Origin of the sequence: Luteitalea pratensis (assembly GCF_001618865.1) — a bacterium.
GTDB lineage: Bacteria > Acidobacteriota > Vicinamibacteria > Vicinamibacterales > Vicinamibacteraceae > Luteitalea > Luteitalea pratensis.
Map to the genome: position 1 here is coordinate 1,322,663 of NZ_CP015136.1, position 13,713 is coordinate 1,336,375.

Annotated in this window: 9 protein-coding genes and 1 pseudogene; 4 read left to right on the plus strand and 6 right to left on the minus strand. The window is 65.2% G+C overall.

Annotated elements, in window-relative coordinates; translation table 11 throughout:
• The first annotated feature begins 254 nt into the window (after positions 1–254).
• On the plus strand, positions 255–1,556 hold the full coding sequence (locus LuPra_RS05505; protein ID WP_157898777.1) for a vanadium-dependent haloperoxidase: 1,302 nt from the start codon (positions 255–257) through the stop codon (positions 1,554–1,556).
• Here the strand turns inward: LuPra_RS05505 and LuPra_RS05510 are convergent.
• The 4 genes from LuPra_RS05510 to LuPra_RS05525 are packed head-to-tail and all read right to left on the minus strand — an operon-like array spanning position 1,525 to position 4,343.
• Positions 1,525–1,995 carry an alpha/beta fold hydrolase gene (locus LuPra_RS05510; protein ID WP_157898778.1) on the minus strand — a complete coding sequence of 157 codons (471 nt, stop codon included), beginning with the start codon at positions 1,993–1,995 and terminating at the stop codon, positions 1,525–1,527. The two genes, LuPra_RS05505 and LuPra_RS05510, sit on opposite strands and share 32 nt — an antisense overlap.
• Positions 1,992–2,945, minus strand: a complete 954-nt coding sequence (locus LuPra_RS05515; RefSeq protein WP_110169821.1) for an alpha/beta hydrolase — start codon at positions 2,943–2,945, stop codon at positions 1,992–1,994. The genes LuPra_RS05510 and LuPra_RS05515 overlap by 4 nt, the downstream gene beginning before the upstream one ends.
• Positions 2,946–2,958: 13 nt before the next feature.
• A complete protein-coding gene (locus LuPra_RS05520) occupies positions 2,959–3,717 on the minus strand; it encodes a hypothetical protein (protein WP_110169822.1) in 759 nt (252 codons plus the stop codon).
• A 53-nt stretch (positions 3,718–3,770) separates the two neighbouring features.
• On the minus strand, positions 3,771–4,343 hold the full coding sequence (locus LuPra_RS05525; protein WP_234800742.1) for an ECF-type sigma factor: 573 nt from the start codon (positions 4,341–4,343) through the stop codon (positions 3,771–3,773).
• A gap of 71 nt (positions 4,344–4,414) precedes the next feature.
• Here LuPra_RS05525 and LuPra_RS05530 point away from each other — a divergent pair, with 71 nt between their 5' ends.
• Both LuPra_RS05530 and LuPra_RS05535 read left to right on the plus strand, forming a co-directional pair.
• On the plus strand, positions 4,415–7,348 hold the full coding sequence (locus tag LuPra_RS05530) for a protein kinase domain-containing protein (RefSeq protein ID WP_110169823.1): 2,934 nt from the start codon (positions 4,415–4,417) through the stop codon (positions 7,346–7,348).
• 291 nt (positions 7,349–7,639) lie between these two features.
• Positions 7,640–8,881 (plus strand): hypothetical protein, encoded by a 1,242-nt coding sequence (locus LuPra_RS05535; RefSeq protein ID WP_110169824.1) that lies wholly within the window; start codon positions 7,640–7,642, stop codon positions 8,879–8,881.
• Positions 8,882–9,079: 198 nt separating this feature from the next.
• On the opposite strand, the pseudogene LuPra_RS05540 reads toward LuPra_RS05535, so the two are convergent.
• A pseudogene (locus LuPra_RS05540) lies at positions 9,080–9,904 on the minus strand (alpha/beta fold hydrolase).
• 195 nt (positions 9,905–10,099) lie between these two features.
• Positions 10,100–11,119, minus strand: a complete 1,020-nt coding sequence (locus tag LuPra_RS05545) for a creatininase family protein (RefSeq protein ID WP_110169825.1) — start codon at positions 11,117–11,119, stop codon at positions 10,100–10,102.
• 133 nt (positions 11,120–11,252) lie between these two features.
• Between LuPra_RS05545 and LuPra_RS05550 the strand changes: the two genes are divergently transcribed.
• A complete protein-coding gene (locus LuPra_RS05550; RefSeq protein ID WP_234800743.1) occupies positions 11,253–13,463 on the plus strand; it encodes a winged helix-turn-helix domain-containing protein in 2,211 nt (736 codons plus the stop codon).
• Positions 13,464–13,713 lie beyond the last annotated feature (250 nt).

A 13,713-nucleotide genomic window follows, 5' to 3' on the forward strand; every position in this document is an offset into this window, starting at 1 on the left:
GGCAGCTCATCGGAGAATCAGGGTGAAGATACTCCGCCAGGTCCGGATCTTCGGACGAATTCGTTGCTTTTGTCGCACCAGCAGAGTAGGTTCTGCCTACTACGGACACACGGGTCTCCGACATCGCCCTGGGCAACTACGGGCGGGAGGTCCTCGGGATTCCAGGCATGAACGGCGGAGCCGACTTCGGCGATCGTCGCTACGGCGGCATTCCGGCGTTCCTCATTCGCTGCGCAGGTGGCAAAGGAGACTCTATGACCTCGGGAATCAGGACTCTGCGTGGCGCAGTGGTCGGATCGATCCTCCGTCTGTCAACGGTGGTGCTGCTCGTCGGGCTGGTATTCGACCCTGCCTCGGCCAACGCGGAGGACATGGTTCTGAAGTGGAACGACACTGCGGCGAGGACGGCCGTCGCGACGACCCCGTTCAACCAGGCGCGCGTCATGGCGATCGTTCAGCTCTCAGTGTTCGAGGCCGTGAACGCCGTTACCGGAGACTATGAGCCATATCTCGAACCAGCGACGGCCGCGGCCGCGGGCGCGTCGGTGGATGCCGCCGTCATCACTGCGGCCCACAGAGCCCTGACGAACTACTTTCCAGCCGCAACGCCGGGGCTCGACGCCGCTCGTGACCTCGACCTCGGCGCCATTCCCAATGGCCCGGCGAAGACTGCCGGCATGGGGGTAGGCCTGGCCGCGGCGAATGCGATGATCGCGCTCCGCGCGACTGACGGATCTGCGCCTCTGACGACACTCATTCCCTCGTCGACGCTTGCCGGCGATTACCAGCTCACGACGGGCTGCGCGGCTGGCCTCTTCTACAACTGGCAGAACGTCACGCCGTTCGGCATCCCGAACGCCAGCGCCTTTCTCCTGACGCCACCGCCCTCCCTCGGGAGCCGGCAATATACGAAGGACTACTACGAGGTGATGACCGTGGGCTCGAGCACCAGTTCCGATCGCCCGGCGGATCGAGCCGAGGTCGCGAGGTTGTACGCTGCCTCGTCACCGAGTTTCGTAGCGAGTATGGCGACACGGCAGATCTCGACGGCAAAGGGCTTGTCGCTGTCGGAGAATGCGCGTGCCCTCGCGCTGATCATGATGGGCATCAACGACAGCCTCGTCGCGTCGTTCTACAACAAGTATCACCACAACGTCTGGCGACCTGAAACGGGGATTCGCAACGGCTGGTCGGATGACAATGACAAGACCGACGGCGATGCCGGCTTCGCGACGTTCATCCCCACGCCATGCTTTCCGAGCTATCCGTCGAATCACGCCGGCGGTACCGGTGCCGGTCTCGAGGTCATGAGGCGTCTCTTCGGCGCTGCCGGTCACGACATCACGATCACGAACAACGTGCCGGCGCTTGGGTCTCTCCCGGCCGCGACAATCACGGTGCAGTACTCGCAGCTGAAGGCGATCGCCGATGACGTGGATGATGCGCGGGTGTATGGCGGCATTCACTGGCGCTTCGATCAGACCAGTGGCGGGGTGCTGGGACGCGCGATCGCGACCGCGGTGGTCAAGAACAACCTGCGCCCGGTGCGTCCGTAGTTCTGAGCGTCACCCGGTTGGCGATGAACGTCTGGATCGCGGTCAGCACCGCGTCTGTTTGTGCACGGTGCGGGACGTGGCCACACGCACTGAGCCACACGATATCGGCGGCGGTCGGTGCGAGCGCGGCAATTCGTTCCGGATGAGCGCGAGAACCGTAGTCATCGCGGTTGCCATGCATGGCGAGAATGGCGCAGCGAATACGACGAAGATCGGCGTCGATGGTCCAGTTCGCGAAGGCAGGCGCGAGCCAGCTTTCAGTCCAGGCGTCGAGGACCCAACGGGCCTTGGCGCCGTGATGGCGCGCGAGCCGATCGATCTGTCCGGGAGCAGCAAAGCCCTCCTTGGCTGCGCGGATGCCCGCGAGCGTGCGTGCCTCCACGAACACCTGCGCTGCTTCGGTGATGACGCCAACGATCTCTAGCACCGCACTGGTCAATGTGCGCCTTTCAGGTATTGATTCAGCCAACGGACCATCTCGTCGAGAGCGTTCGGCAACGCTGGGTGCGGTTCCCCCTCGACTGGGAAGTTGGCGCCATGACCGCCGCCGGATAGGCGAATCAATTTCGTGGGGACGTTCACCGCGCGCAGCGCTGCTTCCATCGCCACAGCCTGCTGGAACGGCACTTCGGTATCGGCGTCCCCATGGAGCAGCAGCACCGGCGGTGACGACGCAGCGACGTGCGCGAGCGGCGACGCAGCGGTATACGCACGGAGATTAGATGGCGCGTTGACGACCGCGCGGGCAGACGCGGAGGCTCCTGGCGGCAACTCGCGATGCGGCGGGATGGCGTTCATGAAGACTGCCATCGGCATCAGTGCGCCGCCACCCCGCATCTGCGTCAAATCGGTGGCGGCAGCGCGAAGGACAACGGCCTGAAGCGTCGCCGGCTCTCGATTCACGGGATCCGCATCATCGACGAGGCCAGGGGCCGCGAGCATCGCCGCAAGCCCAACGAGATGCGCACCCGACGATCCACCAACGCCACCCAGGCGCAGGCCATCAATGTCGAACCGCATCGCGTGGTGTCGGACGTAGCGGATGGCGCGCTGGACGTCATCGATCGCGGCGGGATAGTGGAACCGCGGTGCGGCGCGATGATTGATCACGAACACCGTGTAGCCTGCGCGAAGCAGCGGCGATGTCCAGGCGGCGAGCTGGGCGTTGTCCTTCAAGCCGGCGGCGTCGTACCCGAGCGGCGCCTGCCAGCCACTGCCGGATACATAGATGATTCCCAGGCCATTCGGCGTGTCTGGACGATGAATGTCCATGAGCAGCGCCAGACCGGAATACATGCCGTAGATGACGTTCTTCTCGATCCGCGTTTGAGCCGATACGGCAGCCGGCACGAGCAGACACACGAAGATCGCCGTCGTCAATCGACCCATGTCGTACTCCGTGTCATCGCTGCCACTTGGCGCAGAGACCTTGGGGTTTCCAATCAGAATGGGGAACGCCGTGACTTCGATGATCTCTGACGGCCGAAACCGGTATGCGCGGCGTCCCGTCGACCGCCATCGAATACGATTCGGCGCTGCGATGCAGGATCAGCACCAGCGCCCGCCGAGTCTCCCCACCGACGCTCGAGATGGCCATCGGCCAGCCATCCGGCACCATGGCGCCCCAGCCGGCGCTCGCCACGATGAGACCATTCGGCGTCTCGAGGCACTGCGCTCCGCTCACGACGTACCACGCTTCTGGACCTGGATGACGGTGCCCGGAACCGTCGCCGTAGGGCTGCGGTCCAGCCCAAGGGAATAGCGCCTCCATATAGCGTGCGGTGTAGGCCGTGTCGGTGGCGACCTGGAGGGGACCGATGAGCGCGATCTTCTCGCCCCCCGCTGGCCGCCACTGATCATCGGCAATGGCGTAGAGCCAATGACGGCCGAAGACCTCCGCGGCCGTTCCTCGATCTCCTCGAGCCGCTTCAGCCGCCGCTCGCGACGTGTACTCGTAGATGTGCCAGTACAGCGGCTGCGCGGGCAGGACGCCGAGTTGTGCCTCGGCCGTGCGGGACAGCCGTCTGGCGTCGAGTGCGGGAGGTGGGACCGCCCCACTCTGCCCGTCAGCGCCCTGGGCACCATTGCGCTGAACCAGGATCATCGAGACCAGCACAACCAATCGGACGGTGGTGAGAACATGAACGCGGCGAGTCGGCATGTAGCCTCCTTCATCCGCTATAGCGGAGAGAGCGGGCGTCACGTATCACTCGGTTACTGCAAGCGTGCGGCGAGCCAGGCGCGGGCAGCCTTCCAATCGCGCTTCACGGTGATGACCGAGACGCTCAGGGCCTCGGCGATCTCTTCTTCCTGCATGCCGCCGAAGAAGCGCAGCTCGACGACCGTGGCCGCGCGGCGATCTGCGGTCTCTAGCTCTGAGAGCAGCGTGTCGAGGTCCAGCAGCTCGTCGCTTGGCGGCAGCGTGCCCCAGCCTTCGAGGTCGGATAGGGCGACGCGGCGCTGTTTGCCGCCGCGCTTGCCAGCGACACGCGCGCGTGCGTGATCGATGAGAATACGCCGCATCGTCTGGGCCGCGACCGCGAAGAAGTGTGCGCGGTCCTGATAGGACAGCGGCTCGCTGCCGATCAGACGTAGACAGAGCTCGTTGACGACGGCGTTCGGCTCGAGTGTATGGTCGCGACGTTCACGGTGAAGCAGCCGGGCAGCCAGGTGCCGCAGCTGGGGCTGGACCAAGGCAAACAACTGGTTGCGCGCTTCGTCATCTCCGTGCCGCCATCTGGCGAGCCGGCCGGTGATGTCCGCCGCCGCTGGTGTATCGGTCATCATGCCCGTGAGGCATGATACTGGCTGACTCGCCTGTCCGCTAAACAGAGTGTGACCCAGGGTTGTCGCCGCAAATGACCGACACGAGCCCCGAGCACGGTCGTAGTCCGGCGCCGTTCCAGCGTGCGCGCGCGATCTTCGAGGCGGCGCTTGCCCAGCCGCCTGCCGAACGTGCTTCGCTGGTGGAGCGTGCCTGCGGCGGCGATGTGGCCCTCGCTGCCGACGTAGAGGGGATGCTGCGAGCGAGCGCCGTGCCGCACCGATGGCTCGACGGTCAGGTCCTCCTCGCTGCGGACCGGCTCGAGTCCGGGGACGTGATCGCCGGGCACTTGCAGATCATCGGGTTCATCGGAAGCGGCGGCATGGGTGAGGTGTATCGAGCGCACGACACGCGGCTCGGCCGTGACGTTGCGGTCAAGGTGTTGCCACCGACCGTGGGTACTGAGGAGCACGCTGATCGGCTCGCCCGCTTCAGGCGGGAAGCACAGGTCCTCGCATCGCTGAATCATCCGAATATCGGGGCGATCCACGGTCTCGAGAACTCCGATGGTGTGCACGCGCTCGTCCTGGAGCTGGTTGACGGTCCGACGCTGGCCGATCGCATCGAGGCCGGGCCGATTCCACTGGACCAGGTTGTCGCGATCGCGCGCCAGATCGCCGAAGCCCTGGAAGCGGCGCACGAGCGGGGCATCGTGCATCGTGACCTGAAGCCGTCGAACATCAAACTGCGACCGGACGGCGCGGTGAAGCTGCTCGACTTCGGGTTGGCCAAGGTGCTGGCGACCGACACCGCCAACCGTGGGGACGGCTTGGCGTCACCGACGCTCACCAGTCCTTCCCTGGTTGCGCGCGGTGTCATATTCGGCACGCCGGCCTACCTCAGTCCGGAACAGGCGCGTGGCGAGGAAGCGGACCGGCGGAGCGACATTTGGGCCTTCGGCGCCGTGCTCTACGAGATGCTGTCGCGGCGGCGCACGTTCCAGGGCGAGAACGCCGCCGACACGATTGCGGCGGTTCTGCGAGAGGAGATTGAGTGGTCAGCTCTGGGCCCATCGACTCCGGATCGCATTCGCCGGTTGATAGGTCGCTGCCTCGACCGAGACATCCGACGGCGGTTGCGTGATATCGGCGAAGCACGAATCGTGCTGGAGCATCCCGATGAAGCGACGCTGACCGGCGCCGGGCCCGATCGCGCAACACACGCGATTCCGCGGCCGTTCTGGCGGCGGTTCATCGTTCCAGCCGTTGTCGTGGCCTTGACTGGAGCTGCCACTGGCGCAGCCGTCTGGGTCGCCATGCGTCCCAAGGCCCCACGGGTGCTCCGGTTCTCGGTCGCGGCGACCGGAGCGAACGCGCTGTTTGTCGATCCACAGTCGCGCGATATCGCCGTGACGGCCGACGGCGCCCGCATCATCTACAAGGGCGGGAGCAGTGGCGAGAGTACGCAGTTATTCGTCCGTAGCCTCGATCAGCTCGAACCCTCGCCATTGACGAGAGGAGGGTTGCCGAAGGGACCGTTTTCCTCGCCCGATGGGCAATGGGTCGGTTTCTTCGAGCGTGGCATTGATCTGTCGCTCCGAAAGGTAGCGATCTCGGGCGGGCCGCCGCGGCAGATCGCGATCTTTGACGGTCCGAGCCGCGGTGCCACGTGGGGCGACGACGACAGCATTCTGGTCGCAACAGGTGCGCTCGAGACCGGCCTGCTGCGTGTGCCGGCCTCTGGTGGTGCGCCGCAGCTGGTGACGCGGCCCGATCGCGAGCGTGGCGAAGCCGATCACTTCTGGCCGCACTACCTGCCGGGCAGCCGTGCGGCGCTGTTTACCGTCACGTCGCTGACGGGTGGCATGGAGGCGGCGCAGGTCGCGGTGCTCGACGTCAAGGCGGGGACCTGGAAAAGCCTGATTCCGAACGCGAGCCAGGCGCAATACGTGTCGAGCGGCCACCTGGTGTATGTCGCCGGCGAAGCGCTGTGGGCCGTGGCGTTCGACCTCTCGCGCCTCGAGCCGACGGGCGTCGCACATGTGGTCGTCCCGCAGGTCTTGATGCTGCCGACCGGTGCGGCCGAATTCGATGTCGCTCGCGACGGCACATTGGCGTACGTGACCGGAGGTGGCGCGGCGTCCAGGCGCAGGCTGGTGTGGGTCGATCGCAGCGGGAGGCAAGAGGAGATTCACGCAATGCCGATCCGACCGTACGCCGCTGCGCGGCTGTCGCCGGATGGCACCCGGGTGGCGGTGCAGATCGACGATGGCGACCACGACATCTGGGTGTGGGATCTGGTCCGCGAGACCTTGACGCGCGTGACCACCGATCCGGGTCTGGACCAGTCTCCCCTCTGGACAGCAGATGGCCAACGCCTGATCTTCACGCGAGGCAGCAGCATTGGGGCACTGTTCTGGCAGGCGGCGGACGGAAGCGGAGCCGCGGAACGCCTGACTGAGAGTGTGGGGATCAGGCGTGCAACATCGGTGCTCAACGACGGCAGTGCCGTTCTGTACACGGAGAATGCCAACGTGATGACGCTGACGTTGGACAAGAGTCGTCGTGTCCAGCCCGTCGTCCGCACCCAACAACCCCAACAGCAAGGTGTGATCTCGCCGAACGGCCAGTGGCTGGCGCATGCCGGCTTCGATGGTGGTTCCCAGATCTTCGTGCGCCCGTTCCCCAACGTGAACGACGCCATGGCGCAGGTATCGACCACCGGCGGCGTCCAGCCACTGTGGGCCAGGGACGGCCGGGAACTGTTCTATCAATCACTCGATGGCAGCCTGATGAGCGTGCCGGTCGTGCCGGGCCGAACGTGGAAGCCACAGGCTCCGGTGAGGGTGATGGACCCGGACGTTCTTCGCGAGGTCAGCATCAGCCTTCGCACTTACGATGTCTCGCCGGACGGCCGGCGTTTTCTCGTGATCAAGAGCGCACCCGGTGAAAACACGGCGGCCAGTCCGCCACAGGTCATCGTCGTGCAGAACTGGGTTGAGGCGTGGAAAGGTCTCGGACGGCGCTGAACTCTCGAAGCTGGCAGCATGCTGCGCCGTCGACTGGTGCTTCCCGTGCGAGCAATAAACAGCAGGCCGGATGCCAGGTCGAAGCGAGAGGGTGTTGCGCCGCTCGCGTGCTGCAACGGCTGGTCTACGCCGCCTCGGACGTGGGACGCGTCGCACCTGCCGAATAGTCAGCACTCGGTCGGTACTTTTCCCCACGGACACCGACGGGATCTCGGCGAGATACCCCAATAGGGCCCGCCCGCGACGGCAGGATTCATGCGTTTCAGACAGGCGGCCGCACGAGGTGCGCCCATGACGCGTCGCTCCCCTGTTCCGCCATCTCCGCCATTCGAGGTCACTGCGCGTGGCGCCCAATTTCGGGACCGCATTGCCGTCGTCGTCAAGGCGCCCTCGGAGGCCATCTTCCAGGCGCTTCGCGACGTCACGCTGCGCGAGATGAGGTTCGCCTGGCTGCTCGGTGAGCTCCGTCACTTCCCGTCGCGCCTGGCTGGCCGCATGCCGGCCGCCGACTCGAGGCGCCCGTTCATGAAGGCGGTCATGGAAGGCGGCACTCTTGTCCTCCGCGACGATGCGCCGCGGGAGGTGATCAGCGGGTTGGCCGCACTACTGCACCGTGTGCATCAGGCGCCGCAGCGATTCGCCAGCCGGACAGCATTCGAGGCCTTCGACGATCCCAGCCACGAGCAGCTGTTCATGAGCGTGCGCGTGGCGCCAACCGGTCGGACGGGTGAGAACTGGCTGGTCCTGGAGCACGCCACACGCGCGCTGTCGCCACTCGCGGAGCGGAAGTTCGCACGGTACTGGCGCGTGATCAAACCGATGGGAGCCTTTGCCACCTGGCAACTGTTGCGGGCGGTTCGCCGGCGCGCCGAACGCGCTGCCGTCGGCCCGCTCGGTTCCCGGCGGCGCTGGCGATCGGTCCGCGCGACCATGGACGAACGCGCACGGGCCCTCCCCGGAGACGAGCGGATTGCACAGGCCATCGACACGCTGACGCACGGCGTCACGATTGGACGCGCGCCGCGCGATGTGTGGCCTTGGCTCGTGCAGATGGGCGCCGGCAGCCGCGGTGGCTGGTACAGCTACGACTGGCTCGACAACGGCCGGCAACCGAGCGTCAGGCGCATCGTGCCGGCGCTCCAGCATCCGGCGGTTGGCGCACTCTTCCCTGCGCTGCCGGGCATGACGGAGGGATTCACGCTACTGGCGATCGAACCCGAGCGGGCATTGACGCTTGGCTGGCTGGCGCCCGATGGCACGTTGGACGTGACGTGGACGTTTGTGCTCGATGAGATCGCGCCCGGCCTGACGCGTCTGCTTGTGCGCGTCCGTGGCGGACCGGGCTACCGATTCCACGGACTACCGTTGTTGTTGACAAGACTCGTCGTCCGCGTCGTCCACTTCATCATGCAGCGCAAGCAGCTGCTCGGACTGGCGTCACGCGCTGAAGGAGACGCGGCTGCGTGCCCGATCGACACGGTGATCCCGCCACACGACGGGCAGGATACGGCACCAGAAAGCAGGGCGTCGTGAGTACCGCGAAAGCCTTCATCACCAGGCCCCCGGCGCGATGTGGTTCGTCGTGGCAGCGGTCGCCTTGGCCAACCAGCGGACAGCCAGCCCTTACGCCACTGCTGTGCGCGCGGTCTCTTGGCCTGCTCGCGCCGGTCCTGCGCCAGACAATCGCCCGTCCCTGGGTGACGCGACTCCTTCAAGCCCGGATCTTCGGTGTCAGCGGGACGTCACTCGGTTTGCGATGAACGTCTGGATCGCGGTCAGCACCGCGTCTGTTTGTTCACGGTGCGGGACGTGGCCACACGCACTGAGCCACACGATATCGGCGGCGGTCGGTGCGAGCGCAGCAATTCGTTCCGGATGGGCGCGAGAACCGTAGTCATCGCGGTCGCCATGCATGGCGAGAATGGGGCAGCGAATACGACGAAGATCGGCGTCGATGGTCCAGTTCGCGAAGGCAGGCGCGAGCCAGCTTTCAGTCCAGGCGTCGAGGACCCAGCGGGCCTTGGCGCCGTGATGGCGCGCAAGCCGATCGATCTGTCCGGGAGCAGCAAAGGCCTCCTTCGCTGCGCGGATGCCCGCGAGCGTGCGTGCCTCCACAAACACCTGCGCTGCTTCGGTGATGACGCCAACGATCTCGTCGCCCAGTTCGGCAGCCGCGACGAGGGCCATTGCGCCTCCCACGCTGTGACCGAAGAGAATCATGCGATCGATGGCGAGTGTGGAGCGCAGGGCCGGAAGGCTGGTCACTGCCTCATGCCGAACGAAGCCGGGCGTCTCGAGCGTGCCGCGATGCTCATCAGACCGGCCGAACCCGAGTCAGTCGTACGCAATCACGGGATGACCGGTCGACGCCGTCAGCCTTGAAGGAAAGTCGCGCCAGAGGTCGACCGACCCCAGGGAATCGTGTATGAGCACGATGGGCGCGAGCGCCTTCCAGCAATCGTGTTCGCCCCAGGCGCGGGTGAAGAGTCGTCCGCGTGGTGTGTCAATGAGGAGATCCCTGACGCCCGATCCGAGGTCGTCCTGTCGCTGGCTCATGGGTGCCACCGTCCTCGCCGTCGATGGTCAGGCACTCGGATGTGACTCGTACAGCGCGAGTTCCCAGAAACCATGCAGGACAGCGGGTGCTCATCTGTCAATCCCAACATTGTCGACTGACGTGTCGCTCCCGCCCCAGCGACATTTGAAACGACGGCTCCAGCTCGATCGGAATGGAATTCAGCGTTCCGTAAGTCACTTCGCCCTCACCACGCGCAGTATGGTGTCGCCGATGCGGGCAGTCTTGTAGTCGACGATCTGCTTGCCGACCGCCGCCGAAGCCTTGTCGAAGGGGAACCCGCCACTGCCACTCGGGTTCGTCGACCGCCCCGTTTCGACGCCGCCATTGTCGAGGATGGACAGCGGTGGCGCTGGCAACTGCTGGTAGCCCGGGCGCACCACCTCTGGATGGAAGTAGAGGGTCCAGCTCGTTTCGACTCCGTCGGCGTGCGTGGTACGGGGCATCTCCGCGCCGCGGCCGAGGAGCTGCGCCAGCAACTCGAAGTTGCGTCCCTTCTCGACGGACAGGACGTGCGCGCTCGGCGTCAGCTTCATCGCTTGCAGGCGCTCGCTATCGATCATCACGTACGCGTGCATGCCGTCGATCGTCCGGTTGGCCTCCTCGACGGCCTGAATCAGGGCCTCGTTGTGTCCGCCCGCGCCGTGCCCGGGCCACAGGAAGGCCCGTCGCAAGCCGTTCGCGCGCAGCGACCGCAGCACGTCGAGATACAGCGAGGCGAACGTCGACTCCCTGACGGTCAGGTTCCCTGGGTACTTCGGGTCGGCGGTACTCGTCCCGTCGCCGGCGTCGTATGTGATGCCGATGTTCAGCGGCGGGCCGAGAATCGTCTCGACGCTGGCGTTGCGCAGGTACTGCTGCACGTGGAACAGCAGGGCCGTGGAATTGATCGCGTCGGTGCTGAGCGGCAGATGGGCACTGTGCTCCTCGATGGAGCCGACGGGCAACAGCACGATGTCGGTCCGTTTCACCGCCGCCTCGAACTCCGGGAACGTCATGTCCAGCATCGTCGGATACCTGACGCTGACGCCCGTCGAAGGCTGGCCGATCGAGTGGCCACGAGTGATGGCGGTCGTTGACTGCCGGATGGGCCTGGACGTGGGCTGGGCCGCGACCGACACGGCGGACACACCAAAGGCCAGGCAGACGCATGTGTGGGCCACGTACAAGCTCGACGCGGGTAGAAGTCGTCTCATTGGTCACCTCACCCGGCAGAGTGGCCGAGTGCGGCACCGGAAGTCCTCTGCTGCAGGTCGTGTTTTTCTCGCCCCGGTCACCGACGTCTCGTAGAATCCTCGCATCGGGTGTATGTCAAAGAGCGAAAGGCGCTTGTACGAGTTCGGCGAGTTCCGCCTGGACGAGGCCGAGCGCCTGTTGTCGCGTCGCGGCGTGACCGTCCCGCTGACCCCCAAGGCCTTTGATTTGTTGTTGGCGCTCGTGGATCAGCCGGGTCGGCTGCTGGACAAGGAAACCTTGCTCAGCACGCTGTGGCCGGACAGCTTCGTCGAGGAAAACAATCTCGCCGACAACATCTTCAAGTTGCGCCGGGTACTCGGCGATGGCGAGAACGGGCGGAGGTTCATCGAAACCGTCCCGAAGCGTGGCTACCGTTTCGTCGCCGACGTGCGCGCCGTCGCGCCTTTGACGGCGCAGGGGCCCGAGTTGGCACCACAGGTCGTGGCGGAGCCGCCACGCCAGGCGGAGGCAAGAGAGGGGCAGGTCCCCCTGCCCGCCACCAACACACGAAGGCTCGTGACCGTGCCCTGGTTGGTGGCCGCCGCGATGACTCTACTCGTCGTCGCGCTGTGGATCGGCCAAATCCGTCGCGGGACGCCCGACCCCCCGCGGCTTCTGAAGGCGTCCCTGCTGCCGCCGGAAGACGCCAGCTTCGGAGACATCGCCCTGTCGCCCGACGGAAAGTGGCTGGCTTTCACGGCTGCGACCGGCAGTCGGGTCCAACTCTGGCTGCGTTCCCTGGCACATGACAAAGCCATTCCCGTGGAAAGCACAGACGGCGCGTCGCACCCGTTCTGGTCACCGGACAGCCGTGTTGTCGGGTTCTTTGCCAGCGGAAAACTGAAGAAGGTAGAACTGGGCGGCGGCCTGCCCGTGCCGCTGTGCCGGGCATCGGCCGGGACAGGTGGCACGTGGAACCGGGAGGGCGTCATTCTGTTTACCGTGCTGGGAGTTCCCCAGATCCTCCGGGTCTCGGCCTCGGGTGGTACTCCTGAAGTAGTGCTGCACGCCGATCCCGGACAGACCGATTTACACGAGCCATTTTTCCTGCCCGATGGACGCCGTTTTCTCTACCTGGCCATCAGCGGCGGCAAGAAGAATGCGGGTGGCATTCATGTGGGCTCTCTCGATGGCAAACTTCGACAACGTGTCCTCGACCACGATTCCAATGCCATATTTGTCGCTGGCGATCCGAACGATCGCCACCGCGGCTACCTGCTCTTTGGTCGTGAAGGCGGGCTGATGGCGCTGGCCTTCGACTCCGACGGGTTGCACACCAGCGGCGAAGCGGAGCCCATCGCTGCTCGGCTCGGCACGGTGCAAGGCGCCAATCTCAGCTATCGCCGCCGGAACTTTACGGCGGCGGACAACGGGCTATTGATTTATGACCCGCATATCGACCGGCAACGCAGTCAGTTGCTGTGGGTCGATCGCCATGGCACGCCTCTACATGTGCTGGCGCAACTGGACAACGTCGGTGTCCCTGTCCTGTCCCCAGATGAATCGCGCATCGTGGTGGCGCGCAAAGATTTGGCCACCAACAACAACGATCTGTGGTTGACAGATCCGCTTGGCGACAACCCGGCTAAATTCACCTTCGATCCCGGGAGCGACCTGCTGGGCATCTGGTCCCCAGATGGCCAGCGCATCGTCTGGACTTCGACACGCAATGGAAGCTTTGACCTATACGAGAAGGAGGTGAGCAGCCAGGGGACAGATACACCGTTGCTCCGCTCGGAACAGCCGAAGTTCCCCCTGGACTGGTCGCGAGACGGGCGCTTCCTCCTCTACCGACAGATTGGTCCACAAACCAACCACGACATTTTCGTGTTGCCGACCAGCGGCCAACGCAAGCCGTCTCCTTATCTCCAGACAGCAGCGATGGAAAACGGCGGGGCATTCTCTCCGAACGCGAACTGGATCGCCTACAGTTCGGATGAGTCAGGGCTGGTTGAAGTGTACGTAGAGAGTTTCCCGACGCACGGCGGGAAACGGCAGATTTCGCTGGCCGGCGGCAGTGGACCGCGTTGGCGCGCCGACGGCAAGGAGCTCTATTACTATTCGTTCGACGGCACGTTGATGGCCGTGTCCGTCGCAGGCGGTGGCGCAAGCCTGACAACCGGCACGCCAACAGTGCTGTTTCCATTTCGCCCGGCCTCCGCCACATCCGGTCCAACCTACGCCGTCACGCGCAACGGCGAGCGCTTTCTGCTGAGCGCGATTGTCGAGACCGACCCCAAGGCGCCGTTGTCAATCGTGCAGAACTGGACAGCCGGACTGTCAACAACAGCGCGATACCGCTGATGACCCCGGCCGCCCACGACATGGCCTGGAACGGATAGACGCGCCTCGGCGAGATCCCGAACCCTGATGGTCTGCTCCGCGACCGTGACAACGCCAAGCGAGAACGGAGACTACATAGGAGCCATCGGTAGCTTCGGCCGAACTGCCGATTCGGTGACACCGAAACGCGCAACGACTTGCGCAATAGCGCCCCTCTCACCACGATCTGACGCAATGCTCACGAAACGCTGAAGACTCGGGTGGCGCGAAC